The sequence below is a fragment of the Corynebacterium sp. LK28 genome (assembly GCF_014335105.1).
In the GTDB taxonomy this organism is placed as follows: Bacteria; Actinomycetota; Actinomycetes; order Mycobacteriales; family Mycobacteriaceae; genus Corynebacterium; species Corynebacterium macclintockiae.
The window spans coordinates 1-26,118 of record NZ_PDGZ01000015.1 but is presented as its reverse complement, the minus strand read 5'-3'; the positions used below and the strand labels follow the sequence as shown (position 1 = coordinate 26,118).

The following is a 26,118-nucleotide window of genomic DNA, read 5'->3' as shown; positions in this document are numbered from 1 at the left end:
GCCGCCGCGCTTTACTCTACGAAGCGGAAGTCGCGGTTGCTGGGGCTCACCAGCGGTCGCGGCAGGAATTCCTTACGCAGGTTGCGCAGCGTTGCTGCGTGCTCCTCCAGGCGCTTGTCCTCGTTGGTTACCGGCGTGTACTGGCGGGCCTGCAGAGGGTTTCCGTCCAGGTCGATCGCGATATACGTCATAGAGGCGTGGATGGCGACCGGCAGGTTGCCCTTGCCCTCGCGCGGATCGCCTGCACGCAGGTGCACCATCACCGTCATGGAGCGTTCGTCGGTTCGCACCAGGCGCGCGTCCACTTCCACGAGGTCGCCGATGTGCACGGGACGGTAGAAGCGAATGCCGCCGGCGTAGACCGCGGTGGTGCGCTCGCCCGTCCACTGCATGGTGCAGGCCGTGGCGGCTTCGTCGATCCACTCCATTGCCGTGCCACCGTGGACGTTGCCGCCCCAGTTCACGTCGGTCGGCTTGGCCAGGAAGCGGTTCACCAGCTCCGGCGCAGTCGACTTGTCGGTGTAGGTCTGGCGCAGCATTTCCTCTTCGATGGCCTTGCGCAGCTGAATGCGGGACAGCGCAGCGTCTTCCACACGCTTTTCTTCGTCGGTGGTGGGAACGTAGGTGGGGATCTGCTTGGACTTGCCGTTTTCGTCCAGCGCCACGAAGATCACCAGGCAGTCGCAGGCGCGGGTGAATACGCCTTCGCGCGGGTCCGCGGACAGCACCTCGTTGACGATGTGCATGGAGCTACGACCGGTGTAGGCGATACGGCTGCGCACCTCCACCATGTGGCCCGAGGGGATCGGACGGGTGAAGTGAATGTGCCCCACGTAAGCGGTCACGCAGTAGGACTGTGCCCAGCCCACGGCGCACGCATAGGCTGCCTTATCGATCCACTCCAGCACGCGACCACCGTGCACGCCCATGGCGCCGGCCATCAGCACGTCTGTCGGGGCGGCTAGGAAGCGCAGCGTCACCTTTGGGCTGCGCTCTTGTGGTGCCTCTGCCGTGTTGTCCGTGCTGTTCGTGCTATCCGTCACGTCGCTACCTTCCTCTTGTTCCTTTGGTTCCTCGCGCTGCGCGGCCATGTCCAACGACCAATACTAACGTGCGCCTTAGCTTGGTGTTTTATCGAACACTACAATTCTTTTGTATGAAGCACCTACACGGCCCGGAATTGTCCGCCGAGGCTCGACATGGCGTCGAAAAAGTAGCCCCGTGGGTACGCTCTCCCGACGATCAGCCCCGACCGCCCCGCGCCGATGTGGCGGCGGCTGTGCGCCTGTCTCTGAAGGTGCTGGAGGAGCTTGTGCCCGGCCATTCCGTCGAAGTGCGCGTCCCTCCTTTCGGTGCGATTCAATGCATCGCCGGGCTGGAGCATCGCCGCGGTACCCCTCCCAATGTTGTGCAGTGCTCGCCGTTGACGTGGCTGCGCCTGGTTGTTGGGGAAGAGGATCTTTTTGGTTCGGACGCCGACACCTCCGGAACTCGGGCATCCAGCATCGCGGAGCACCTTCCGCTGTTTCGAATCTGAAGATGAAACCCCATCCCTTTGGGTTAGCGCCCATGGGCTAGTAATGTCGGGATAGTGGCAAACATTCACGGCCAAGAATTTCAATCAGAGGCAGAAGCGTTGCTGAGTCCATTCGACGACCGGGGCGAAACTGAGCCCCGGGAAGAATGCGGCGTATTCGGAGTATGGGCGCCGGGGGAGGACGTTTCTAAGCTGACCTACTACGGCCTCTATGCCTTGCAGCATCGTGGCCAGGAGGCCGCAGGTATCGCAGTGGGCGATGGCGACCAGATCGTTGTGTTCAAGGATCTGGGGCTTGTCAGCCAGGTCTTCGACGAACAGTCGCTGGAGGCCCTGAAGGGGCACATCGGCTTGGGGCATAACCGCTACACCACCGCCGGTGGAAATAGCTGGGAAAATGCGCAGCCTATGTTCCGCATGGCCCCCGACGGCACGGACGTCGCGCTGGGGCACAACGGCAACCTGGTGAATCACCGGGAGCTGACCCAGGAGGCCGCCCGTCTGGGACTGGTGGATCCAAAGGAAAACCCCTCCGATTCCCTGGTGATGTGTGCCCTGCTGGCTGCCGACACGCGCGAAGGTCACGGGGTGGAGGAAGCAGCGATGGAGCTGTTCCCCAAGGTCAAGGGTGCATTCTGTGTACTGTTCACCGACGGCGACACGCTGTATGCGGCGCGCGACCCGCAGGGCGTGCGGCCGCTGTCCATCGGCCAGCTGGCAGGTGGCGGCTGGGTTGTGGCTTCTGAAACCGCGGCGCTGGACATCGTGGGTGCGCGTTTCGTCCGCGATGTGGAGCCGGGCGAGCTGGTGATCGTCGACGGCGATGGCGTGCGCTCCCGCCGCTTCGACGAGACCGCCCACAAGGGCTGCGTGTTTGAGTACGTTTACCTGGCGCGCCCCGATTCCGTGATCCGCGGCCGCTCGGTCAATGGCGCGCGTCTGCAGATCGGCCGGAAGCTGGCGGAGGAAGCCCCGGCGGACGGCGACCTGGTCATCCCCGTTCCGGAATCCGGCACCCCGGCGGCGGTGGGATACGCCCAGGCTTCGCGCATCCCCTTCGGCCAGGGGCTGATGAAGAACGCCTATGTGGGGCGCACCTTTATCCAGCCTTCGCAGACGATCCGTCAGCTGGGCATTCGCTTGAAGCTCAACCCGCTGCGCGAGGTTATCGAGGGCAAGCGCCTGGTCGTTGTCGACGATTCGATCGTGCGTGGCAACACCCAGCGCGCTCTCATCAAGATGCTGCGTGAAGCGGGGGCGAAGGAAGTTCACGTCCGCATTGCATCGCCGCCGGTGAAGTGGCCGTGCTTCTACGGCATCGACTTTGCCTCGCCCACCGAGCTCATTGCGAATAACGTTGACGCCGCAGACCCGGTGGAAGGGATCCGCAAGGAAATCGATGCGGATTCCCTAGCCTTCGTCTCGACCGAGGCGATGATAGAGGCGTCACAACAAAGCAGCGACGAGCTGTGCGCGGCGTGCTTCGATGGCGTGTTCCCCCTAGGCATGCCGAGCGACAACCCGAATTCAGCGCTGGTCGAAACAATGCTGAAGCAACAGGCTAAGAAAGCGAGTACTAAGCCATGAGTGAGCAACCAGAGAACACCCCTGCACAGGCGGCAGGTGCGTCCTACGCCGCCGCAGGTGTGGATATTGAGGCCGGCGATCGTGCGGTAGAGCTCTTTGCTCCGCTGGCGAAGAAGGCCACCCGCCCTGAGGTCCGCGGCGGCCTTGGCGGATTTGCCGGACTGTTCGCCCTGGGGAATTACGAAAAGCCTTTGCTGGCTGCATCCTCCGACGGCGTGGGCACCAAGCTGGCCGTCGCCCAGGCGATGGACAAGCACGACACGATCGGCCGCGACTTGGTGGCTATGTGCGTGGACGACCTGGTTGTGTGCGGTGCCGAGCCACTGTTCCTGCAGGATTACATCGCCATCGGCAAGGTAGTCCCCGAGCACGTCGCCAGTATCGTTTCGGGCATCGCGGCGGGCTGCGAGGAAGCCGGCTGCGCCCTGCTGGGTGGCGAGACCGCCGAGCACCCGGGCGTGATGGAGCCTAATGAGTACGACGTCTCCGCCACCTCCGTCGGCGTGGTCGAAGAGGCCAACCTGCTGGGACCGGACCGTGTGCGTCCGGGCGACGTGGTGATCGCCATGGCCTCGTCCGGCCTGCACTCCAACGGCTACTCTCTGGCGCGCCACGTGCTTCTGGATACCAAGAAGCTGCCGCTGGACGGTCACATCGACTCCCTCGGTCGCACCCTGGGGGAGGAGCTGCTGGAGCCCACCCGCATCTACGCCCTCGACTGCCTGAAGTTGGCCAGCGAGTGCGATGTGCATACCTTCGCCCACATCACGGGCGGCGGCCTGGCAGCTAACCTGGCCCGTGTGATTCCTGAGGGCCTGGTCGCGGAATTGGAGCGTTCCTCCTGGACCCCGGGTCCGATCTTCCGACTGATCCAGGAGGAAGGCCAGGTTTCGCAGGAGGAGATGGAAAAGACCTTCAACATGGGTGTGGGCATGGTCGCCGTCGTCGCCGAAGACGATGCCGAACGTGCCATGGCTATGCTGACCGCCCGCCACATCGACGCATGGCGACTTGGCGAAGTACGCCCGGCAGAAGAAGGCAAGTCCGGCGCGGTACTTTCCGGCGAGTACCGCACCCCGGTGCAGGGCTAAAAGCTAACTACGCGGGTTGCCCTGGTGCGGGCCGGGGTTGGGGCAACTCGCCCATGAAAAGCTCCCATGTGAAAAAGCTCCCGCCCCTCCACCTTCTAGGTGTGGAGGGGCGGGAGCTTTGCGGAGGATAGGCTAGTTATTTCCGAGAGTCGTCGGAGTAGCCATCCTCGTAATCGTTGGCATACTCATCGTCGTAGTCGTCGTACGCTTCAGCGTATTCGCTGTAGTCATCCTCGTAGTCGTCGTAGCTATCGCCGCCGCGGGAACCGGAACCCCGGTTTTGCGACTGGCCCGAGAGTTCCCTCTGCAGGCTCTCCAGATCCATCTCCGGAGCGTTGTACTTCAACTGACGAGCAACCTTGGCTTGCTTTGCCTTGGCACGGCCGCGACCCATGGCCTGACCCCCTTGCGGTGTCCTCGAGTGGCGCGGGAGTTCGGCCACCCTTTTCGTTTACATGTTAAGTTTCTTCCTGCCCTACACCATAGCGGTTTGCGATCAGTTTTTCCCAAAAGATCACTACTCTATTGCGCGCCCGCGGGTGCTGGCGGCAACATAAACACCCTGTGACCTGCGCCATTGTCGTGTGAGCTAGGGGGTTAACCAGCCAATTGGGATCCTAGTTTCGTCCGCGCAGCCGGTTGATCGCCGCGCGCCCCGGTCGGATCGAGTCGTCGCCCGCTGCCGCCGCCAGGTCACTGGGGTCGATCGATGCGTCGATCCCATCGGCTAGAAGCGGGGGAACTTTGCTATTTTTGGACGCCACCTTCTCCACCACATTCCGCTTCACCAAAGCAAGGGCGACGGGGCCGTAGTCGCAGTCGTGCACGCTGGATCCGACCCGGCCGATCGCGCGGCCACCCGCAGTGAGGTCCGCGCCAACTTTCGGTAGCCGGTTGGCGGATCCGTCGAGGTGCAACAGCACCAGAACGCGCGGGGATTTTCCCAGGTTGTGGACTCGGGAGACCGTCTCCTGGCCCCGGTAACAGCCTTTGTTGAGGTGCACGGCTGCCTCGGTGGGACCCGCAGCTACGTCGTCCAGCTGGGTGGCGCCGCTGATTCCCTTGCCGATGAAAGCAGGTACCTCGTGGGGGATGGCGCGCTCGTCGGTATCCACGCCCAGGATCGGCAGGCGCGCCTGGATTCGGAAGGCGTCGTAGGCCATACGTCCCGCGGGGGTCGCAACATCTGTGAGCAGATCCCAGGTATCGACGAAGCTATCCCTAGATACCCACAGATCAAGCGTCTGCATCTCCCCGATAGTCCCGAAACGCCACAATTGCAGGTCCAGATCGTCTGGAATGTCGATTTTCAAATGATCTGGTAGCGCGGCGGGAGACGTGGCGTCATTAAGAGACAGCGAGGAATCCGCGACGAGGCCCGTGCCGATGACGGTGAGTCGTGCCCACGGCAGGCGTTCGACGGTGACCTGCGACCAGAAGACCATCTTGCGGAGGTAGTCCTCGAGCGCGTCGGCGTGGGTGGCTGGGGTGTCGAGGGTCAGAGCGTCGTCGGTGGCGAGGATGCCAAAGAAATGCTCGATGTGCCCCTTGACGTCGAGGATCAGGCCGAAGGTGGCCTGGCCGGGGGCGATGGCGTTGACCTTTTGAGAGATCAGGTTGTTCAGCCAATCGCGGCGCTCCGGGCCGGAAATGCGGATGGCCACGCGATCCCAGAAGTCCACGAGGCCTGGCTTGTCATCGTTGATACGGGACTGTTCGGTGAGGGGATTGCCGTAGTGCCAGGCGGTGGCGCCGATCTGGGGTTCGGCTTGGTTCCCTTCTTGGGCACCCTGCACCTCCGAACCTTCGGTGGACTCGCTGCCAGTCAGCGCGCTGGCATTGGGAACGTGGTCAAGGATCGGGCTATGAGTCAGGTCAAACACGCCACCCATCGTAGGGCGGAGTGCGCGCGGCCTGCCAGTAACATCACATTTATGGGTAACTGGAACGCAGAGTTCGTGGTCGTCGATGTGTTGGGAACCAACGAAGGGGCAGAGCCGCAGGTCCGGGACGTGAGCGTTCCGATGATCTACGCGGACGACCTGGCGGCGGTGCGTGGCGACGGCGTATTCGAGACGTTTATGCTGCGTGGCGGAAATGTCCGCAACCGCGAGCGCCACGCCACACGTTTTATTAACAGCTCCGCCATGCTGGATCTGCCGGAGCCGGATCTGGAGCGTTGGTATCGTGCCACCGACATTGCCGTGGCCGACTTCGAGGAAAAGAACGGTCCGGGGCAGGAGGCCGCACTGCGCTGGGTCTACTCGCGCGGGCGGGAATCCACGGGGCAGCCGACGGGCTGGGTCACGGTGGCGCCGGTCAGCGAGCACGTGCTGCACGACCGGGCGCACGGAGTGCGGGTGATGACTGCCGAGCGGGGCTTCCGCATCGACTTGTCAGAGCGCTCTCCATGGGCGCTGATCGGCGCGAAGACGTTGTCTTATGCCGCGAATATGGCGGCCCTGCGCAGCGCTAAGAAGCGCGGGGTGGACGACGTGATCTTCCTATCCGACGAGGGGCTCGTGTTGGAAGGTCCGACCTCGACGGTTGTTGCTGCGGAGGTGGATCCGGCAACGGGGGAGAAGAAGCTCGTCACCCCGCCGACCCACGTGGGCATTCTGAAGGGAACCTCGCAGGCCGCATTATTTAAGCTGGCGGAGCAGCGTGGGTGGACCACGGAGGAGCGCGTCTTAAGAGTCGAGGACCTGCAGGCGGCAGCCGGCGTGTGGCTGGTCTCCTCTGTGCGCGTGCAGGCGCGGGTGACGGAGCTGGACGGGGTGGACAGGCCCCGCCCGGAGCTCGCCGACGAGGTAGAGGAAATGGCCTGGGAAGCCGTGACCGGGTAGCCAGCTTGTTGGCCACCCGTCTAACTGGTTAACCGACCACGCGGGACAGCTGCGCGGACTGCCATGGCACCATCTCGCCGTCAATGAGGCGCTCGTCGACCCAGCCGAGGTCGTTGTTCGGCATCAGGCCGTAAAGGCGCTTGCCCGGACCCAGGTTCGTCGGGCCGGTAGCCGTCGCCATGGTCGAGGCGCTTTCCAGCTGCCACGCGCGCTCGTTCAGCGGGCTGCCGTAAAGGATCTCCACCATCCCATCGGAGTGTGTGAGGATCATTTCGATCTCATCGTCATCGTTGATGCGCAGGAAGCCGGACTCGCGGCGGTCGGGGATCTCGGTCGGCTTTCCGTCGTCGTCCATGCGCCACGTGCGGGAGTCGTAGCTGATGCGGTTCTCGCCATCGTGGGCGAAGACAACCTGCTGGCCGAAGGTGAATTCCTCTTCGCCGGGAGGTGCAGCCTGTCCCTGCCCGCGCCACACACCGATCAGCGGCAGCAGCGCCAGCAACCCGTCGTGCAGATTAGGCCCCTTGCGCAGGTTGGCTGTGTCGTCGGGGATGGGCATATCGCCGAATTCCGGCAGGTTCTTGTCGCTGGTGGACTTGGACTGTTCGGCGGCCAGGTTCACTGCGTCGTTGGCATTGACCTTGAACTTCTTGTTTTCTTCTTCAGCCATGCCCCTAAGCCTATAGCCTGGGCTGTTCCTCTTCACTCAAGGGGCGGGAACGCGGGGCCAGATCCGACAAGCTGATCTTGGTGTATACCTGTTCCGTTTCGACGAACAGCGAGCCGCCGGAAACATAGACGCGCTCGGGGTCGCCCGGCATCGGCAATTGCTTGCCGGGGATGCTTAGGCTGAAGGCCTCGTTGATCCGCCGGACAATGTCCTTGTCCATGCTGCCCTCATCCGTCACGTCTTTGGCTTTGATGTCTAGGCCGTCGGGGGCAGAAAGGATTTTGATTGGGGTGATCTTCATGGTGCCCGCAACAATCCGCAGCTTCACTTCGACCTTTGCAGGTTTGGCGAAGCCCTCCGGCTTGCCTTCGAACACGGCCTCGGTTTCCCATCCGCCGCGAGGCGAGATGTCGTCCAGGTTCTGGATCTGCAGCGCTTCGATGTTCATGCGGTCGCCGAGCAGCACTCCGTCTAACTGGAGGCGGGTAAACACCTTACGCGCCGGGGCATTTTCGATCTTTCCGTTGAATACGTCGTCGGCGGAGACCGTGATGTATTGCGCGGAGGTGTGCACGCTCATTAGTCCAAATCCCGGTACATCAACGTCGCTGGCGGTGACCGTGACGGCCTGTATTTCGTGGCTGAGCGCAGCGCGTGTGTAGGGGAATCCCGCAACCTGCACCTTCGGCGGGTTCGCTAGGTTCGAGTCGGCGTACAACGCTTCGGAGATCTTGTGTTCCGCGCGGGCGGCGATCACGTTGTCGGTGATGAGCGCCACGATCAGGAGGACGACAAAGACGACCGCGCCACGGATTGCGATCTTCTTCACCTTGCCGGCCACCTTTCTGGAGTCTGATTCTGTTCCCTTCAGGTTACTAGGTACCCTTGTTCTTTCTTTTGGACGCCACACTCCAGCCGCCCCAATCCCAGCCATGGGTAAAGAAACCTGTTAAAACGCTCCCATAGATTCCGAAAGTGGGGGACAATCGGGGACATGGCTATTACCTACGACACATATGAAGACCTGTGGGAGCACTCCGAGGTGCTGGAGGGGGTCCACGAGGTGTTGCAAGAGGTCGCTGAGGCCGATGGTGTGGCTGCGATTAGCGAAGCCTTCGTGCGGGGGATCGACGAGGACTTTGGCCACAAGCATGTAGTAGCGGTCAGCGATGAGCGCACTGCGGAAGGCGCACGGGGCGAACAGCGCGACCGGGTGGTTGGTGTGCTGGCTATGGATCCAGATCGAGTTATTGAGCTGGCGGTGTCTCCGGAAGGGCGCCACCGCGGAGTAGGGGTCGGGTTGTTTGAGGCCCTGCGGGATCAACTGGGAGTCAGCGGTGCAATTGATGTGTGGGCCCATGGTGATTCCGCCGGCGCGCAGCGTTTCGTTGAATCTTTGAATGCTCGCCGTACCCGTGAGCTCCTGAAGATGTCGCTGGATTGCCTGCCTGCGACGAAATCGGCCAGGAACATTGAGGCTAAGAGCACCGAGGCTGCGGATCTCTGTGTAGAGCAGGGGATTGAGGTGCTGACGTATAGCGAATCAATCGAGCGCTTCGACGCAGACTCTGTGGACGCGGAATGGGTGCGCGTTAACAATGAGGCTTTTGCGTGGCACCCAGAGCAGGGTGGCTGGGATAGCGAGCGTCTGCGCGCTGCCCGCGATACGAACTGGTTTGAGCCCGACGGTGTGCTGATGCTGTGGGTGCGTGACCAAAATTCCGCGGCGGAGCGCGTGGGCATTCCCTGTGCGTCCGAGGGGGGTGAAAGTGGCGAGGGTACCGGCTGTGATGATGTGTTCCGTCTAGCCGGATTCCACTGGACCAAAATTCCACTGGAGGAAAAAGAAAAGGACTCCGGGCAACGTACGGGCGAGGTGTATGTTGTCTGCCTGTCCGACGATGCGCGTGGCAGGGGGCTGGGGCAAGCAATTACGCTGCTGGGCATGAAGCTGCTGCTGGATCGCGGATGTGGCTGCATTGAGCTCTACGTTGAGGGGGACAACGCGCCGGCTGTGTCTACGTACAAGCGCCTTGGTTTTGAGGTGGTCCACACCGACGTTGTCTATCGCGGTCGCCTCTAAGTCTGACCAAAGTTACCGGACACACCCAAAGATAAGAAAAAACTTAAGATTTACGTAACGAGGTTTAGCTTTCGTCAGGGTGTCGCGTGGTCTAGGGGCTGCACTGACGATCGCATGGTTAACGCGAGGTGAACTCGGGTATCTTTTCTTCACGCGGGGGTAGTGGCTAGGTGTGTATTTCGGTGGCTTTATCGGTGGGTAAAACGGGGGTAAACCGGTTGTTACCTGGGGAGATGAGATAGTTCACCTAGAGTTAACTTCTAGCATTCTTTAATTCCATAAGCGCCGATTAACTTTTCTGATGAAGCAAGAGTGGCTCCCACAACTGCGGGCTATTCCTGTACGACACTTTCTGTACTTCTGACAATTTTCGGAGGAGAACCTCGTGAAGTTCACCATGAAGCGCACCAGCGCCGCAGCCGCAACCCTGTTTGCTGGTTCCCTGATCCTGACCGCTTGCTCCAACGCTGACAACAACGACAACGGTGGCAGCAACGGTGCCGAGAGCACCCGTGAGATGGAGGAGGCCACCGGCGAGCTGCGCGGTGAGGGCGCTTCCTCTCAGGACAACGCAATCCAGAACATCTTCGGCCCGGCTTTCTCTAACACCGGCGCTACCCTGGCATACACCGCTTCCGGTTCCGGTGACGGCCAGAAGAAGTTCATCGCTGGCCAGGCTGACTTCGCTGGTTCCGACTCCCCGCTGAAGGATGACCAGATCGCAGACGCTAAGAAGCGCTGCGAGGGCAACGATGCATGGCACCTGCCGATGGTTATCGGCCCGGTTGCTATCGCCTACCACCTGGAGGGTGTGGACACCCTGAACTTGTCCACCAAGACCGTCGCCAAGATCTTCAAGGGCGAGATCAAGAAGTGGGACGACGAGGCCATCAAGTCCGAGAACGAGGGCGTGGATCTGCCGTCCAAGCCGATCGAGGTTGTTTACCGCTCTGACGAGTCCGGTACCTCCGACAACTTCCAGAAGTTCCTGGCCGCTTCCACCGGCGAGTGGGACTCCGAGGGCAAGCAGTTCCCGACCAAGGTCGGCACTGGTGCTCCGAAGTCTAAGGGTGTCGCTGACCAGGTTGCTCAAACCGACGGTGCAATCACCTACGTTGAGTCCGGCTTCGCTGAGGAGCTGGACAAGGTCAACGTCGCAAACATCGACTTCGGTGCTGGCCCGGTTGAGCTGAACAAGGAGAACGTCAACAAGGCTCTGAACGCTGCTGAGTTCAAGGGCGAGGGCAACGACCTGGTTGTTGACTCCAAGAAGCTGTACTCCCTGAAGGGCGAGGGCGAGTACCCGCTGGTTCTGACCACCTACGAGATCGTCTGCTCCGCTGGCTACGACGAGAACACCGGCAAGCTGGTCAAGAACTTCCTCTACACCATCCTGGACAACCAGAACGATGACCTGGCTGACCAGGGCTACATCCCGCTGGACGGCGAGTTCAAGTCCAAGCTGGAGAAGGCCGTCGATGCTCTGAAGTAGTCCACGACTGCTTTGAATAGTGGTTTTCTTCAATTGAGAAAGCCATAGCTGCCTAACAGACAGCGACTTAACCCCCGCTCGTTTTTCGATCGGGGGTTGCGGTCTGAATGAGGCGGCAGTAGTGACGCGAAACACGTTCGCAAAAAATTCTCGTAATACATAACGACCTTTTAAGGATTCCTCATGGCAAACGCCAATAAGGTTGAGGTCGCCAAGTCCACAGAGGCAGAGGGCGACGCTCCTCAGCCGACGCAGGATCACCAGTTGGCAGACAACAGTCAGCGCTCCGGCGGTGGCAACGTTAAGCGCCCTGGCGATGTTGTTTTTGAAACGCTGGCAAAGACCTCCTCAATCCTGATCACCGTGATCATCGCGCTGATCGGCCTGTTCCTGATCTTGCAGGCAGTTCCCGCAATGGGCCGCCTGCGCGACGGTATTTTCAGCTTCTTCACCTACGGCGAGCGCTGGAACACCGACTACACCACCAACGACGGTGGATGGATGCAGTTCGGTATCCCGAACCTGTTCTTCACCACTGTCCTGGTTTCGCTCGTCGCCCTGGTACTGGCAATGCCGGTCGCCCTGGGAATCGCGATCTTCCTGTCCAACTACTGCCCGAAGTCTCTGGTGAAGCCCCTGGGCTTCATGGTCGACCTGCTGGCTGCAGTGCCTTCCATCGTGTTCGGTATCTGGGGTGCTTACGTCCTCGGCCCGGCACTGGGTGACTTCTTCGAGTGGCTGTCCGGTTGGGCTGGCGGATTCTTCCTCTTCAACCACCAGCAGGGTAGCTCCCCACCATTCTCCACCTCCCGAAATATCTTCACCGGTGGCATCGTTCTGGCAATCATGATTCTGCCTGTGATTGCCGCAACCACCCGTGAGGTCTTCGTTCAGACCCCGAAGGGGCACGTCGAGGCTGCTCTGGCACTGGGTGCAACCCGCTGGGAAGTTGTTCGTATGACTGTGCTGCCGTTCGGTCTGTCCGGATACATCTCCGGCGCGATGCTGGGTCTGGGTCGCGCACTGGGCGAGACCATGGCGCTGTACATGGTTATCGCTAGCTCCGCTGGCTTCCGTGGCTCCCTGATGGACGGTGGTACGACCTTCGCGACCGCCATCGCGGCTGCTGCGCCGGAATTCAACGACGAGCTGAAGGCGGGTGCCTACATTTCCGCCGGCCTCGTGCTGTTCCTGTTGACCTTCCTGGTTAACGCTGCCGCCCGCGCCGTTGTGTCGAAGAAGTAGGAGACGTAAAAACAATGACTGATGCAGTAGCTGTAGAAAACAAGAAGTCCTCTTCGTCCTCTGCCCTCTTCACCCAGATCTCCGGCAAGCGTAAGGCTGCGGATAAGGCCGCCACCGTCATCATCTACCTGGCGATGGCTCTGGCTCTAGTTCCTCTGCTGTGGGTTCTGGTCAAGGTCCTCAGCGACGGCTTGCCCGCGATCCTCAACCCCGACTGGTGGATGTACGACATGGTCGGCCAGCCCCGTAACAAGGCCGGTGGCGGTGCAGTTCACGCCATCATCGGTACCCTGATACAGGTTCTGGTTACCTCCGCGCTCTCCGTCCCGATCGGTGTGTTCACCGCCATCTACCTGGTGGAGTACTCCCGCGGAAACTTCCTCGGCCGAATCACGACCTTCATGGTCGACATTCTGACCGGTGTTCCTTCCATCGTTGCCGCCCTGTTCGTCTACGCAATGTGGATCACCACCTTCGGCTTCGAGCGATCTGGCTTCGCCGTCTCGATTGCGCTGGTGCTGCTGATGGTTCCGATCATCGTGCGTAACGCGGAAGAGATGCTGCGCGTGGTTCCGATGGATCTGCGCGAGGCCTCCTACGCACTGGGCGTGCCGAAGTGGAAGACCATCGTCAAGATCGTCCTGCCGACCGCACTGTCCGGCATCGTTACCGGCATCATGCTGGCCGTTGCCCGCGTGATGGGTGAGTCCGCACCGGTGCTGATCTTGGTTGGTTCCACCACCAAGATCAACTGGAACCCGTTCGAGGGTGGCCAGCAATCCCTGCCGCTGTACATGGTTGACCTGTACAGCGCCGGCAGTAACGAGTTCGTGCTGGAGCGTCTGTGGGGCTCCGCACTGACCCTGGTGCTGCTGGTTGCCATCCTGATGATTGGCGCCCGTCTGATCTCGAAGCGCTATTCGGTGAAGGCCTAAGGCTTAGCCCAAGCCCTTAGACCCCGCCGGGACCGAAAACCAAACAAAGCCTTTTCACTTGCACAGAACGACGACCGTCCCATACAAAAGGGCGGTCACCCTAGGACCCTAGGAGAACAACACAATGGCTAAGCGCCTAGACCTCAACGACGTCAACATTTATTACGGTGACTTCCACGCCGTACAGGACGTCAACCTACACATCCCGCCGAAGGCAGTGACCGCCTTCATCGGCCCGTCCGGCTGCGGTAAGTCCACCGTGCTGCGCACCCTGAACCGTATGCACGAGGTTATCCCCGGTGCCCACGTCAAGGGTGAGATCCTGCTCGACGGCGAAGACATTTACGGCCCGAAGATCGACCCGGTGGCTGTCCGCAACACCATCGGCATGGTGTTCCAGAAGGCTAACCCCTTCCCGACGATGTCCATCGAGGAGAACGTCGTGGCTGGCCTGAAGCTGGCCGGCGAGAAGAACAAGAAGAAGCTCCGCGAGGTTGCGGAGCGCGCACTGCGTGGCTCCAACCTGTGGGACGAAGTTAAGGATCGTCTGGACAAGCCGGGTGGCGGCCTGTCCGGTGGTCAGCAGCAGCGTCTGTGCATCGCCCGCGCTATCGCGGTCGAGCCGGAAGTCCTGCTGATGGACGAGCCCTGCTCCGCCCTGGACCCGATCTCCACCCTGGCTGTCGAGGACCTGATCCACGAGCTGAAGGAAGAGTTCACCATCGTCATCGTGACCCACAACATGCAGCAGGCAGCCCGTGTGTCCGATCAGACCGCCTTCTACTCCCTGGAAGCTACTGGCAAGCCCGGCCAGCTGGTTGAGGTTGGCCCGACCAAGCAGATTTTCGAAAACCCGACCAAGAAGGAGACCGAGGACTACATCTCCGGCCGCTTCGGCTAAAGATCCCTCGCCTCCCTCCCAGCGCGGAGGGAAGAATTAAGAAAGTGTCTGTACGGCGGAGCTTCACAGAGCCCGCCACCCACTAGCGGGGTTCCGGTAAACACCGGAACCCCGCTTTTGGCGTCAATAGTAAAAATAAAACGGCATACTAGAGGCAGCGACGGGCATTGCAGACAGAAAGGAGCCAACATGTCTAGCTCAGAGACTCCGGCAACCCTCCACGTAGTAGTGATGGGGGTGAGTGGCAGCGGCAAAACCACCCTGGCGCGCGCCATGGCCGAGAAGACCGGCTGGAAGCTACAGGAGGCCGACGATCTGCACCCCGAAGGCGCACTTGAGATCCTGCAGGACGGCAAGCTCCCGCCAGAGTCGGGCCGCCGTAAGTGGCTGGGAATCGTGCGCGATTGGATCGCGGACGAGGCTGCACAGGGTAACAACACCGTTACCGCATGCACTGCGCTGCGTATCGATCATCGCGAGATCCTCAACGATGTGGGCGAGAATGCGACCGTGTTCTACGTGCACCTCTACGGCACCGAGGACGTGCTCGCGGAGCGTATGAGGAACCGCGTGGGAGACGCGGATATGCCACGCGAGCTGCTGACCGCGCAGTTGGACGACCTGCAGCGCCTCACGCCGGGGGAGAAGGGTATCCAGCTGGACGTCAGCCGTACGCCGGAACAGCTACTTGACGATGCCCTGAACGCGGCGATGTTCGCCCAGAAGGCCTACAGCAGTTAGTAGTCGAAGTTCCTGTCGTAGCGGTAGCGCATCTCGTCGAACTCTTCGCGGAAGCGTCGCTGGACTTCTTCGTCTTCCTGCTTGCGCTGGTATTCGTCCGGGGTTAGGCCCGTTGCGATGAAGATGATGCGGCTGCCGATCGTCACAGCGTGATCGGAAAAGCGCTCCAAGTAGCGGGACAGCAGCGTGAGGTCAACGGCCTCGCGTACAGAGTGAGGCCACTCGCGCATCGTAGTCAGCTGGAAGAGGTGCCGGTGGATATCGTCGACCGCGTCGTCGTCTTCGATGAGCTCAAGTGCGGTCTGAACGTCCAAGTGACGGAGCAGCTCCTGCACCTTCATCGCCGAGTTGTCGCACTGCCGCGCCATCTCTTCGATAAACGGACGGATGGCCTCGGGTACGGCATTTTCTGGATGACGCCGCCGCGCCACCTTCGCCACATGCACCGCAAGCGCGCCCATGCGGGTGAAATCCTCGACAATGTGCTGGCCCGCGACCACCACGCGCAGGTCCCTGGCCACGGGAGCCTCTAGCGCCAGTAGCTGGAATGCGGCCTTTTCCGACGTGACGCGCAGATCTTCCAGGGTATCCACGCTGCCGAGGATCTTTTCCGCCAATGCTAGATCAGCGTTGAGCAGGGCACGGGTGGCAGAATCCAGCGCTGTGCGCGTGAAATCCGCCATCAGGGAAATATCGTGTCTGAATTCCCGGAGTTGGTCTCTATATACCCTTCGCATGAAAGGCAACTATAGTCGCCGAGGGTCTACGGCGCTCGGGCAGCAGCCCCCAGAATTTAGCCCCGTGTAACTATTGGCAGCTACGCGGATCCGGCCTAGCCTCCGCTATTCTCGATATCAGCGCCGTCCGGCACAGCCTCGTCCCAGGGATCGTCCAGCCAGCCTTCCGGGAGGGCAACTTTCGCAGGGGAGCCTTGGCGCCCGCGGGCGCCGTCTGCGTCCTCGGCCAACGCGGGGGAATCCCACACCTCCGCGAGGGCGGACTTCAGCTCCTCAAAGCTGCTTACGCGGGAAAGGCTGCGGCGGAGCTCGCCGCCGGCGGGGAATCCCCGCAGGTACCACGTCATGTGCTTGCGCAGGTCGCGGCATGCCTTCTGTTCGCCATCGTGGGCAGCCAACAACTCCGCGTGGCGCAGGATGATGCGGGCGACCTCGCCCAGTGTTGGCTGTGCGGGGATCGGAAGCCCCCGAAGCTCAGCGGAGAGCTCTGCGAACAGCCACGGACGTCCCAGGCAGCCTCGCCCAACGACCACTCCGTCGCAGCCGGTTTGTTCCATCATTGCCCGCGCGTCCGTGGCCTTGAAGATATCGCCGTTGCCCAGCACCGGGATGCCGGTGTGAGCCAGGTGCTGCTTCAGGCGCGCGATCTCGTTCCAATCTGCCTGGCCGGAGTAGCGCTGCGCTGCCGTACGGCCGTGCAGGGCGACTGCGGCGGCGCCTTCCTCGACGGCAATGCGACCCGCGTCCAGGTGTGTGTGGTGCGCATCGTCGATGCCTACGCGCATTTTCACGGTGACGGGAATATCCGTTCCCTCGGTGGCCTTTACTGCAGCGGCCACGATGTTGCCGAAGAGCTTGCGCTTGTAAGGCAGGGCAGAGCCGCCGCCACGGCGGGTTACCTTCGGCACCGGGCAACCGAAGTTCATGTCGATGTGGTCGGCCAGGTTCTCGTCGACGATCATCTTCGCCGCCTTGTAGGTGTACTCCGGGTCGGTGGTGTACAGCTGCAGGCTTCGCGGGTCTTCGTCGGGTGCGAAGGTGGTCATGTGCAGCGTCTTTGGGTTGCGCTCGACCAGCGCCCGCGCGGTGACCATTTCGCAGACGTAGAGCCCAGCGACCGAGCCCATGCGCTCGCGCTCCTGCTCGCGGCACAGGCTACGGAAGGCGACGTTTGTCACGCCCGCCATCGGCGCCAGAACAACGGGGGAGTCCAGCTTCAGGGGTCCGATCTGGAGTCCCTGGGGAGTCGATGAGGTAGGGACGGAGGATTCTGTGGTGGGGGTGGGGGTTGCGGTCGATGTAGTCACAGGCACCATTTTCACACTCTAAAGGGGCGAATACCAAAGGGCGTCAATAAGAAAGAACGAAAGAAGAAAAGGATAAGGGGGAGGTGGCAGTAGCAACAAAGATTGTTCAACAATAGGCTAGAGGGTGAGCGCGAGCTAAGTCACATTTATGTAGGCTGAGGAAATGAAAGCGGAAAACCGCTGCATAGCTATATAGGAGGAAGCGATGTCTGAGCGCATCTCAAACGAGTTTTACAAGTCCAAGGTCATGTCCGCGGACGAGGCGGCACAGTTCATCAACCACGGCGACAAGATCGGCATGTCCGGCTTCACCGGCGCCGGATACCCTAAGGCTCTACCAACCGCCATCGCCAACAAGGCCAACGAGCTGCACAGCCGTGGCGAGGACTTTCAGATCGACCTCTTCACCGGAGCTTCCACCGCACCCGACTGCGACGGCGTGCTGGCGGAGGCATCCGCTGTGCGCTACCGCACCCCCTACGCTTCCGACCCGGTGATGCGCAAGAAGATCAACGCCGGTGAAATCAAATACCAGGACATCCACCTTTCCCACCTGGGGCAGCAGGTAGAGGAGGGCTTCTTCGGCAACCTCGACGTAGCCGTGGTGGAAGCCGTGCGCATCGACGAGGCGGGCAACATCATCCCGTCGTCGGCCGTGGGCAACAACGTGGAGTACCTGAACTCCGCCCGTAAGATCATCATCGAGGTCAACGAGTGGCAGTCGCTTGACCTAGAGGGCATGCACGACATCTACAAGATCCAGGATCTGCCCAACCGCACCCCGATCCCGATCAACCATGCCGGCGACCGCATCGGCACCCCCTACATTCCGGTTGATCAGAACAAGGTCGTGGCCGTCGTCAAGACCAACGCCGCGGACCGCAATGCGCCCTTTAAGCCGACCGACGAGATCTCCGAGAAGATCGCCGGCCACTTCCTGGATCTGCTGGAAGGCGAGGTACAGGCGGGTCGCCTGACCTACGACGGCTACGTCATGCAGTCCGGCGTGGGTAACGTGCCGAACGCCGTGATGGCAGGCCTGCTGGATTCTAAGTTCGAGAACATCCAGGCCTACACCGAGGTTATCCAGGACGGCATGCTGGACCTGATCGATAGTGGCAAGATGACCGTCGCCTCCGCTACCTCCTTCGCCCTGTCGCCGGAATACGCAGAGAAGATGAACACAGAGGCAAAGCGCTACCGCGAACACATCGTGCTGCGCCCGCAGCAGATCTCCAACCATCCGGAGGTCATCCGCCGCACCGGCTTGATCGCCTCCAACGGCATGATCGGCTGCGATATCTACGGCAACGTGAACTCCACCAACGTCGCTGGCTCGCGCATCATGAACGGCATCGGTGGCTCTGGCGACTTCACCCGCAATGCCTTCCTATCCACCTTCATTTCCCCGTCCACGGCGAAGGATGGCGATATTTCGGCGATCGTGCCTTTCGCTACCCACATCGACCACACCGAGCACGACACGATGGTTGTGATCACCGAGTACGGCTACGCTGACCTGCGCGGCCTTGCCCCGCGTGACCGCGTTCCGAAGCTTATCGCCGTCGCGCACCCGGACTACCGCCCGTTGCTGGAGGAATACTACGAACGCGCCTGCTCCGAGGGGCACTTCCTGCACACCCCGCACGACCTGAAGACCGCCTTCGATTTCCACATCAACCTGGCGGAGAAGGGCTCCATGAAGGGCTAGTGCTCGGCTGAATAGGTAGTGACTGATTGCCGTCCATGCGGGGGCAATTTTCTGCTTCGCTTCGGCGTTAGATAGAATGCTTCCCGTTGGGCCTTTAGCTCAGTTGGTAGAGCTACGGACTTTTAATCCGCAGGTCGTGGGTTCGAGCCCCACAGGGCCCACTTTTTGATTTCCCCCGGTTGTCGAAACCGGGGGTTTGTCTTTTTTTGAGGGGACGGGACCGCGAATGGGCCGGTCGGGCACATGGGGTTCTACCGCTCGAAGTGTCGGGATCTGTGGCCGGGGGTTGCCGAGTGGCTGGAGTCGAAGCTCGAGGTCTTGCGTCGCGGGACAGGCAATTTGGTTGTTGTGCGGGGAGCAGGTTAGACTAAGCGAGCTGTTTGAGACGCGGAAGCGTTACAAACATGCTCCCATCGTCTAGAGGCCTAGGACCCCGCCCTTTCACGGCGGTAACACGGGTTCGAATCCCGTTGGGAGTACGGCCCTGTGGCGCAGTTGGTTAGCGCGCCGCCCTGTCACGGCGGAGGTCGCGGGTTCAAGTCCCGTCAGGGTCGCCATAGCTAGAGCTTTTCCAGTGCTTTTCGCGCCGGGAGGCTCTTTTCTTTTTACCTTTTTATGGACGCCCACTTTTCCGCCCAGTTAGGTCTCAAAAACGCGGCGCAGGGGTGCTGTGGAAATAGCGTTTGAACAGCTGATTTGCTTAAGAAGTTCGCCACTGTGTAGAGTCTATTCTCGTGCAACGGACGGCTTAGACAAGTTGTTGTCTGGTCGTTTTATTTAGTTGCGCAGGCATTATTGGCCCTGTGGCGCAGTTGGTTAGCGCGCCGCCCTGTCACGGCGGAGGTCGCGGGTTCAAGTCCCGTCAGGGTCGCTTCGATGTTCGAATCGGAAGCGATCGGGCAACGAAGGCCAGATAGCTCAGTTGGTAGAGCGTTCGCCTGAAAAGTGAAAGGTCGCCGGTTCGATCCCGGCTCTGGCCACATCCCAACCCCGGTAGCGATAAAGCTACCGGGGTTTTGCCGTTGGGGGAGTGGCATGTGCGGCTACGTAGACTGGGGGTTAGATCCTGCATAGAGGCAGGGCAAAGACATAGAAGAGCAAGAGTCAGTGAAGGAGCCCCCAAGCACCATGTCAGGCGCCAAGAGCATTGTCCACGATCAAGCCCAGAGCCGCTTTGTCATCTATGTGGATGACCAGGAGGCCGGCTTTGCCGAGTACGTCCAGGATGGCAGCGTGCGCGATTTCAACCACACGGTCGTCTCTGGTGAGTTTCGTGGCCAAGGCCTATCCAAGCCCCTGATCTGCGAGGCCTTGATGGCTACCAAGGAAGCGGGGCTAAAGGTAAAGGCCAGCTGCTCCGCAGTCGAGGCCTTCGTGGAGAAGAACCCGGACTTCAAGGAGCTGCTGGCCTAGTTGGTCGCGCGTTCGCGCGCCTATATGTTGTTCTGGATGTCGTCGACCCACTTCACCGCATCCACCAGTGGGGTGTTCTGCTCGGGCTTACGGGGGCGAATCTTTGCCGGAATGCCCGTCAGGATGGAGTTCGGAGGCGCAGACTTGGTGACCACCGCGTTGGCGCCGACCGCGGAGCCTTCGCCGATGGTGATCGGTCCCAGCACCTTGGCGCCGGCGCCGATCATCACGCCGTTGCCGATGGTGGGGTGACGTTTGCGCTGCACCAGCTCGGAGCCGCCCAGGGTTACGCCGTGGTACAGCATTACATCGTCGCCGATCTCCGCGGTTTCACCGATAACCACACCCATGCCGTGGTCGATAAAGAACCTCCGGCCGATGGTGGCTCCAGGGTGAATCTCGATGCCCGTCAGCCCGCGGGTGATCTGGCTAATGACGCGCGCAATGCCTCTATGGCCACGCGTCCACAGCGCATGGGATACCCGGTGCGCCCAGATGGCATGCAGGCCTGAATATACGATGGCGTTTTCCACGTCCCCGCGTGCCGCTGGGTCGTGTTCGCGGGCATTGGCGAGGTCTTCGCGGATGCGTCCAAGAATGCTCAAAGGTGTGGTCTTTCGATTGAGGGGGAGGTTCGGCTAAAAATCTTTTGCAGCCACTATAACGAGAAGGCGCTGCCGCCTATTCCACTGCAAGGTGGAAAGGTGGTAGCGCCTATTTCTGGCTACTGGAGGTAGCTGGAGGCCAGCGGCATTCTAGTCGCGCAGGTCGTCGAACAGCAGGGTGGAGACGTAGCGCTCGCCGAAGTCGGGGACGATAACCACGATGGTCTTGCCCTCGTTCTCGTCCTTCTTGGCCTCTTCCAGGGCTGCCCAGACGGCAGCGCCGGAGGAAATGCCGGCGAGGATGCCCTCGGCCTTAGCTAGCTCGCGGGCGGTCTTGGTTGCGTTCTCCAGCGGAGCGTCGATGACGCGATCCAGGATGTCCTTGTTCAGGTTCTCTGGGAAGAAGTTGGTGCCCAGACCCTGGATCTTGTGCGGACCGAAGCGTCCCTCGGTCAGCAGCGGGGAGTCCGCCGGCTCCACACCGACAACCTCGATCTTGTCGTTCTTTTCCTTCAGGTACTTCGCTGCACCGGAGATGGTGCCGCCGGTGCCGACACCTGCGACGAAGATGTCTACCTCACCATCGGTGTCTTCCCAGATCTCCGGGCCGGTGGTGTTGTAGTGGATCTCTGGGTTGGCCGGGTTGGCGAACTGGCGGGCCAGGATGGCGTTCTCCGTGGTCTCGACGATTTCGTTGGCCTTGTCGACCGCGCCCTGCATGCCGCCTGGGCCGGGGGTCAGGACTAGCTCTGCGCCCAGAGCGCGCAGCATGATGCGGCGCTCGTTGGACATGGTCTCCGGCATGGTCAGGACGACCTTGTAGCCCTTGGCGGCGCCGACCATTGCCAGCGCGATACCGGTGTTGCCGGAGGTGGCCTCGACGATGGTGCCGCCCGGCTTTAGGGTGCCGTCCTTTTCGGCTGCCTCGATGATGGCCTTGCCGATGCGGTCCTTCACGGAGTTAGCCGGGTTGAAAGCTTCCAGCTTCAGCAGGACGTTGGCCTTCAGTCCTTCGCCGAATGCGCCCAGCTTGACCAGGGGGGTACCGCCGATGAGGTCGGTGATGTTGTTGTAAATCTTCGCCATGGGGGCGATCCTTTCATTCTAGACTGATCGGTCTATACTGGGTAGTCTACACGACACCTTTCTTGCGCACCACTGCTGTCTTGGTCATCCTTTTTGACGCCCCTACCGTCCCCGGGCTTTGGTGGATTCTCAGTCACGGCAGCGGGGGATTTGGTTCAATGGCAACCATGACTTCCAACACCCAGACTTCCTTTGATCCCGCGAACCCCGACAAGCCCTACGAGACCATTCAGGTGGCCGTGGAGGGCGCGGTCGCCACTATCACTCTCGACCGCCCGAAGGCCCTGAATGCGTTGAACAGCCAGGTTCTCGCTGAGATTGTTCCGGCTGCAGAGGCACTGGATGCAGACCCGGCCATCGGCGCCATCGTCATCACCGGCAGCGAGAAGGCTTTCGCGGCGGGTGCCGATATCAAGGAGATGAAGGACGAGGTCTACCCGGAGGTAGCGGAAAAGCGCCTGTTCGCCGACTGGGAGAAGCTGGCGCAGTTGAAGACCCCGTTGATCACCGCGGTCTCCGGCTTTGCCCTGGGTGGCGGCTGCGAGGTGGCGATGCTGGGCGACATCCTGCTGGCCAGCGAGTCGGCAAAGTTCGGCCAGCCGGAAATTACCCTCGGTATCATCCCGGGAATGGGTGGCACTCAGCGCCTGACCCGCGCAGTGGGCAAGTACAAGGCGATGGACCTGATCCTGACCGGCCGCATGATGGATGCGGAGGAAGCCGAACGCAGCGGCTTGGTCTCCCGCGTGCTCCCGGCGGAAGGCTTCGCTGAGGAAGTGCAGAAGATCGCCGCCAAGGTGGCAAGCATGTCCCAGGTCGCGCTCGCCGCGGCGACGGAGATGGTTGACGAGGCCTACAGGTCCACGCTGGAAGACGGCGTGGAGGCCGAGCGCCAGCAGTTCTGGCGCCTCTTCGACACCGCTGATCAAAAGGAAGGCATGGCCGCCTTCGTAGAGAAGCGCAAGCCGGAGTGGCAGCACCGCTAGGTGCTTCATGCTCGAGATAGTCGCTCTACGCCCGCAGTCGAAGAGCTAAACCTGGCACAATTGCGGATATGTCGCATTCCAAGCATGTCAACCGCACGATCGACCTCTCCGTCCAACAGGTCTACGAGGTCGTGTCCAGCGAAACCTTCCTGCTGACCGATGAGGGAATGGTGGAGAAGACCGACGCTCGAATCATCGAGGCAGAGCGGAAAGACCTCCCCGATGGTCGGGTGTGGGCGCGGGTTGGAGTGAGGGCGTCACAAAAAGAGCTAGAAGAGCTTTCCGACAACGGCGAGAAACCTGTCTCCTTCCAAGAGACCTACGTATCGAGGCCCGACGCGTCGGGCGCGTTTGAGGTCACGGCGACGATGGAGCTGCCGATGGGGATGGGCACCATGCAGACACAATTTGTTTATGCGCCGGTGGCAGGACAGACGGCGTGTGAAGCGACCCTGACCGCGGATGTCGGAGTCCCACTGATCGCAGGCAAGCTGGAAAAGCACTTGCTGAAGACCTCCGACACAATCGTGGACAACAGTCTGGCGCGAATTACCAGGCTGAGCCACCGTTAGCCCCGATTGGGTTTGAGCATTGCGTTCGCTTGTAGCGAATAAAAGCACGGGGGCAGTTTTGGGGGTAGCTAGGGGGTGAACTATACTCCCTAGTCACACGGCGCCTGTATCCCGTAGGCGGTGGGCGCCAGAGGTCAAGTTTGAGGAGTGAACAGGTGGACCAGCAGCGGCAACGCGATGACGAAGACGTCATCATCTCTGCGCTGAATTCCCTAAAAAACGCGACCGGAATCCCGGTGACCATGTACGCCGCAGGGGCGGCTGATGGCAGGCTGCGGATCTCCAAGTGGGTAGGGCTTCGCACTCCGGCGTTGCACAACCTGGAGATCGCCCCGGGTGCTGGCGTTGGTGGCCGCGTGATGACCACCCGTCGTCCAGTGGGTGTGTCTGATTACACTCGGGCAAAGTCCATCAGCCACGACTTCGACCGTCACATCCGCGACGAGGGGCTGCACTCCGTAGTTGCGGTGCCGGTGATCGTGAAGCGCGAGGTGCGAGGCGTGCTTTACGCAGGCGTGCACTCCCGCGCCCGCATGGGGGACAAGGTGTTGGAAGAAGTCACTATGACTGCCCGCTGCCTGGAGCAGGACTTCGCTGTGAACGAGGCCATGCGTGAAACGGAGGCCGGGGGTGGCGCTGCCACGGGGGCGTCGTCCACCAAACAGGTTCGTTCGATGTCCGGTGCGGAGTGGGAGCAGGTCCGGGCCACCCACAGCAAGCTCCGCATGCTGGCCAACCGCGTAGAGGATGAAGAGCTGCGCCGCGACCTCGAGGTGCTATGCGACCAGATGGTTTCGCCCGTGCGCGTAAAACAGACCACCAAGCTGTCCGCGCGCGAGCTCGACGTGTTGGCCTGCGTGGCGCTGGGCCACACGAACGTGGAGGCTGCAGCCGAGATGGGTATCGGCGCGGAGACTGTGAAGAGCTACCTACGCTCCGTCATGCGTAAGCTCGGCGCGCACACCCGCTATGAGGCTGTGAACGCCGCTCGCCGTATTGGCGCGCTGCCCTGATTCAGCCTTCTCGAGGCGCTGCCTAGTGGTGGCCTCGGCTCCGTCTGCCCATCGCTCCGCAAAGCGCGGGGCGATTTTTTGTAGGCTGGGTGGCGTGAAAGACAGCTTCGTAGTGACAGGTGGAACCAAACTGCAGGGCGCCATCAAGGTTTCTGGCGCGAAAAACAGTGTGCTTAAGCTGATGTCAGCCGCACTGTTGGCACCGGGGACGACGACCCTGACCAACTGCCCCGAGATCGCCGACGTACCTTATATGGCAGAGGTACTACGTGGCCTGGGGTGCGAGGTCGAGCTCGATGGCTCCGTCGTACGCATTACCACGCCGGAGGAAATCGAGTACAACGCGGACTTTGAAGCGGTCCGGCAATTCCGCGCTTCTGTTGCCGTACTGGGGCCGTTGACTTCGCGTTGTCTGAAGGCGCGGGTTGCTCTTCCTGGTGGTGACGCCATCGGTTCCCGCCCCCTCGACATGCACCAGTCCGGCCTGGAGCTGCTGGGTGCAACCACCAAAATTGAACACGGTTGCCTAGTCGCCGAGGCAGAAGAACTGCATGGTGCGAACATCAAGTTGGACTTCCCCTCGGTCGGGGCGACCGAGAACATCCTGACCGCCGCCGTGCTGGCCGAGGGCACGACGGTGCTGGATAACGCTGCGCGCGAACCCGAGATCGTGGATCTGTGCAACATGCTGACCGAGATGGGCGCGAAGATCAGCGGAGCCGGATCGAACACCATCACCGTCGAGGGCGTAGAGCGCCTGCACCCGGTGGACCACGAGGTTGTGGGCGACCGCATTGTGGCAGGCACCTGGGCATATGCAGCGTCGATGACGATGGGGGACATCACTGTAGGCGGAATTGATCCGCAGCATCTGCACCTGGTGTTGGAGAAGCTAAAGCTGGCGGGGGCGCACGTGGAGACCTATCCGACCGGATTTAGAGTCCAGCAGCCGGAGCGCCCCAAGGCTGTGGACTACCAGACGCTGCCTTTCCCGGGATTCCCGACCGACTTGCAGCCAATGGCTATCGCACTGTGCACGGTCAGTGAAGGAATGAGCGTGATTACGGAGAACATCTTCGAGTCGCGCTTCCGATTTGTGGACGAGATGATGCGCCTGGGCGCAGATGCCAGCATCGATGGCCACCACGTGGTGATCCGCGGGACGGATCAGCTTTCCTCAGCACCCGTTTGGAGTTCGGACATTCGCGCCGGCGCCGGCCTGGTGCTGGCCGGGTTGGTGGCAGATGGTGAGACTGAGATCCACGATGTGTACCACATCGACCGTGGCTACCCGGACTTCCCGGAGCAGCTGCGCTCGTTGGGTGCGAAGATCGAACGGGTGCAGCGCTAGAGCAAGGCGTTAGAGCACAGGCGCTAGAACTAGACGCTGGTGCAAATCTCTAGTGCACAACAGTGCGCAAACCAGTGCACGAAAATGGCTCCTACCCTGCGGGTTTGTGTTTGTTGTGGGGTGTGTGTACATTAATTCGAGTCAGCGCGACACGGCGCCGGGAGTTACGGACTCTCAGTGTGTCTTGTAGAGCGTGTCTGGCTAATCAC

General features: G+C 61.3%; 25 protein-coding genes and 5 tRNA genes. 21 read left to right on the top strand and 9 right to left on the bottom strand.

What is annotated here, in order from left to right; genetic code table 11:
• Positions 1–11: 11 nt before the first annotated feature.
• Positions 12–1,091: an acyl-CoA thioesterase gene (locus CRD15_RS09710; RefSeq protein WP_080561488.1), complete on the bottom strand. Its 1,080-nt coding sequence runs from the start codon at positions 1,089–1,091 to the stop codon at positions 12–14.
• A 65-nt stretch (positions 1,092–1,156) separates the two neighbouring features.
• Between CRD15_RS09710 and CRD15_RS09705 the strand changes: the two genes are divergently transcribed.
• From CRD15_RS09705 to purM, 3 genes are all read left to right on the top strand, one after another.
• Positions 1,157–1,537 carry a sterol carrier family protein gene (locus CRD15_RS09705; RefSeq protein WP_080716644.1) on the top strand — a complete coding sequence of 127 codons (381 nt, stop codon included), beginning with the start codon at positions 1,157–1,159 and terminating at the stop codon, positions 1,535–1,537.
• A 99-nt stretch (positions 1,538–1,636) separates the two neighbouring features.
• A complete protein-coding gene (gene purF, locus CRD15_RS09700) occupies positions 1,637–3,124 on the top strand; it encodes an amidophosphoribosyltransferase (RefSeq protein ID WP_141746988.1) in 1,488 nt (495 codons plus the stop codon).
• Complete coding sequence (purM, locus tag CRD15_RS09695) at positions 3,121–4,215, top strand: phosphoribosylformylglycinamidine cyclo-ligase (protein WP_034980905.1); 1,095 nt, start codon at positions 3,121–3,123, stop codon at positions 4,213–4,215. The genes purF and purM overlap by 4 nt, the downstream gene beginning before the upstream one ends.
• Before the next feature lie 136 nt (positions 4,216–4,351).
• Here purM and CRD15_RS09690 read toward each other — a convergent pair whose 3' ends face one another.
• Positions 4,352–4,609, bottom strand: a complete 258-nt coding sequence (locus CRD15_RS09690; protein ID WP_034980907.1) for a DUF3073 domain-containing protein — start codon at positions 4,607–4,609, stop codon at positions 4,352–4,354.
• A gap of 223 nt (positions 4,610–4,832) precedes the next feature.
• A complete protein-coding gene (locus CRD15_RS09685) occupies positions 4,833–6,107 on the bottom strand; it encodes a folate-binding protein YgfZ (protein ID WP_034980909.1) in 1,275 nt (424 codons plus the stop codon).
• Positions 6,108–6,149: 42 nt separating this feature from the next.
• Here CRD15_RS09685 and CRD15_RS09680 point away from each other — a divergent pair, with 42 nt between their 5' ends.
• On the top strand, positions 6,150–7,061 hold the full coding sequence (locus tag CRD15_RS09680; protein ID WP_034966360.1) for an aminodeoxychorismate lyase: 912 nt from the start codon (positions 6,150–6,152) through the stop codon (positions 7,059–7,061).
• A gap of 28 nt (positions 7,062–7,089) precedes the next feature.
• Here CRD15_RS09680 and CRD15_RS09675 read toward each other — a convergent pair whose 3' ends face one another.
• Both CRD15_RS09675 and CRD15_RS09670 read right to left on the bottom strand, forming a co-directional pair.
• Complete coding sequence (locus CRD15_RS09675) at positions 7,090–7,731, bottom strand: FABP family protein (protein ID WP_011273076.1); 642 nt, start codon at positions 7,729–7,731, stop codon at positions 7,090–7,092.
• A gap of 10 nt (positions 7,732–7,741) precedes the next feature.
• A complete protein-coding gene (locus CRD15_RS09670; RefSeq protein WP_034975951.1) occupies positions 7,742–8,560 on the bottom strand; it encodes a DUF2993 domain-containing protein in 819 nt (272 codons plus the stop codon).
• A gap of 165 nt (positions 8,561–8,725) precedes the next feature.
• Here CRD15_RS09670 and CRD15_RS09665 point away from each other — a divergent pair, with 165 nt between their 5' ends.
• From CRD15_RS09665 to CRD15_RS09640, 6 genes are all read left to right on the top strand, one after another.
• Positions 8,726–9,814 (top strand): GNAT family N-acetyltransferase, encoded by a 1,089-nt coding sequence (locus tag CRD15_RS09665; RefSeq protein ID WP_043015036.1) that lies wholly within the window; start codon positions 8,726–8,728, stop codon positions 9,812–9,814.
• A gap of 385 nt (positions 9,815–10,199) precedes the next feature.
• On the top strand, positions 10,200–11,306 hold the full coding sequence (gene pstS / locus CRD15_RS09660; RefSeq protein ID WP_370547015.1) for a phosphate ABC transporter substrate-binding protein PstS: 1,107 nt from the start codon (positions 10,200–10,202) through the stop codon (positions 11,304–11,306).
• 183 nt (positions 11,307–11,489) lie between these two features.
• Positions 11,490–12,551 carry a phosphate ABC transporter permease subunit PstC gene (gene pstC / locus CRD15_RS09655; protein ID WP_035001780.1) on the top strand — a complete coding sequence of 354 codons (1,062 nt, stop codon included), beginning with the start codon at positions 11,490–11,492 and terminating at the stop codon, positions 12,549–12,551.
• Positions 12,552–12,565: 14 nt separating this feature from the next.
• Complete coding sequence (gene pstA, locus CRD15_RS09650; protein ID WP_034966354.1) at positions 12,566–13,486, top strand: phosphate ABC transporter permease PstA; 921 nt, start codon at positions 12,566–12,568, stop codon at positions 13,484–13,486.
• 124 nt (positions 13,487–13,610) lie between these two features.
• The gene (gene pstB / locus CRD15_RS09645) at positions 13,611–14,387 is read left to right on the top strand and encodes a phosphate ABC transporter ATP-binding protein PstB (RefSeq protein ID WP_034966347.1); all 777 of its coding nucleotides are present in this window, start codon (positions 13,611–13,613) and stop codon (positions 14,385–14,387) included.
• A gap of 189 nt (positions 14,388–14,576) precedes the next feature.
• Positions 14,577–15,128: a gluconokinase gene (locus tag CRD15_RS09640; RefSeq protein ID WP_034980914.1), complete on the top strand. Its 552-nt coding sequence runs from the start codon at positions 14,577–14,579 to the stop codon at positions 15,126–15,128.
• Here CRD15_RS09640 and phoU read toward each other — a convergent pair.
• Together phoU and dusB are read right to left on the bottom strand one after the other, a co-directional pair.
• Complete coding sequence (gene phoU / locus CRD15_RS09635) at positions 15,125–15,865, bottom strand: phosphate signaling complex protein PhoU (protein WP_034966344.1); 741 nt, start codon at positions 15,863–15,865, stop codon at positions 15,125–15,127. The genes CRD15_RS09640 and phoU overlap by 4 nt on opposite strands.
• Positions 15,866–15,960: 95 nt before the next feature.
• The gene (gene dusB / locus CRD15_RS09630; protein WP_043015042.1) at positions 15,961–17,094 is read right to left on the bottom strand and encodes a tRNA dihydrouridine synthase DusB; all 1,134 of its coding nucleotides are present in this window, start codon (positions 17,092–17,094) and stop codon (positions 15,961–15,963) included.
• Between the two features lie 283 nt (positions 17,095–17,377).
• Between dusB and CRD15_RS09625 the strand changes: the two genes are divergently transcribed.
• The 7 genes from CRD15_RS09625 (at position 17,378) to CRD15_RS09595 (ending at position 20,296) form a co-directional block, all read left to right on the top strand.
• Positions 17,378–18,883: an acetyl-CoA hydrolase/transferase family protein gene (locus CRD15_RS09625; protein WP_043015038.1), complete on the top strand. Its 1,506-nt coding sequence runs from the start codon at positions 17,378–17,380 to the stop codon at positions 18,881–18,883.
• 88 nt (positions 18,884–18,971) lie between these two features.
• Positions 18,972–19,044: transfer RNA gene (locus CRD15_RS09620), tRNA-Lys, on the top strand.
• 245 nt (positions 19,045–19,289) lie between these two features.
• Positions 19,290–19,362, top strand: a tRNA-Glu gene (locus CRD15_RS09615).
• Position 19,363: 1 nt separating this feature from the next.
• Positions 19,364–19,440 (top strand) — tRNA-Asp (locus tag CRD15_RS09610).
• Between the two features lie 240 nt (positions 19,441–19,680).
• Positions 19,681–19,754, top strand: a tRNA-Asp gene (locus tag CRD15_RS09605).
• A gap of 36 nt (positions 19,755–19,790) precedes the next feature.
• Positions 19,791–19,863: transfer RNA gene (locus CRD15_RS09600), tRNA-Phe, on the top strand.
• Between the two features lie 148 nt (positions 19,864–20,011).
• Positions 20,012–20,296, top strand: a complete 285-nt coding sequence (locus tag CRD15_RS09595) for a GNAT family N-acetyltransferase (protein WP_034966341.1) — start codon at positions 20,012–20,014, stop codon at positions 20,294–20,296.
• A gap of 20 nt (positions 20,297–20,316) precedes the next feature.
• On the opposite strand, the gene epsC is transcribed toward CRD15_RS09595, so the two are convergent.
• Both epsC and cysK read right to left on the bottom strand, forming a co-directional pair.
• Entirely contained in the window at positions 20,317–20,901 is a 585-nt protein-coding gene (gene epsC, locus CRD15_RS09590; protein WP_034966339.1) for a serine O-acetyltransferase EpsC, read from the bottom strand.
• Positions 20,902–21,051: 150 nt separating this feature from the next.
• Complete coding sequence (gene cysK / locus CRD15_RS09585; protein WP_034966337.1) at positions 21,052–21,987, bottom strand: cysteine synthase A; 936 nt, start codon at positions 21,985–21,987, stop codon at positions 21,052–21,054.
• Between the two features lie 158 nt (positions 21,988–22,145).
• Between cysK and CRD15_RS09580 the strand changes: the two genes are divergently transcribed.
• The 4 genes from CRD15_RS09580 to murA all read left to right on the top strand — a co-directional run bounded on the left by CRD15_RS09580 (position 22,146) and on the right by murA (position 25,909).
• Complete coding sequence (locus CRD15_RS09580) at positions 22,146–22,973, top strand: enoyl-CoA hydratase-related protein (RefSeq protein ID WP_034980918.1); 828 nt, start codon at positions 22,146–22,148, stop codon at positions 22,971–22,973.
• A 68-nt stretch (positions 22,974–23,041) separates the two neighbouring features.
• Positions 23,042–23,545 carry a DUF2505 family protein gene (locus CRD15_RS09575; RefSeq protein WP_034980921.1) on the top strand — a complete coding sequence of 168 codons (504 nt, stop codon included), beginning with the start codon at positions 23,042–23,044 and terminating at the stop codon, positions 23,543–23,545.
• Positions 23,546–23,700: 155 nt separating this feature from the next.
• Complete coding sequence (gene ramA / locus CRD15_RS09570; protein ID WP_034966332.1) at positions 23,701–24,558, top strand: acetate metabolism transcriptional regulator RamA; 858 nt, start codon at positions 23,701–23,703, stop codon at positions 24,556–24,558.
• A 94-nt stretch (positions 24,559–24,652) separates the two neighbouring features.
• Positions 24,653–25,909 carry a UDP-N-acetylglucosamine 1-carboxyvinyltransferase gene (gene murA / locus CRD15_RS09565; RefSeq protein ID WP_034966331.1) on the top strand — a complete coding sequence of 419 codons (1,257 nt, stop codon included), beginning with the start codon at positions 24,653–24,655 and terminating at the stop codon, positions 25,907–25,909.
• The last annotated feature ends 209 nt before the right edge of the window (positions 25,910–26,118 follow it).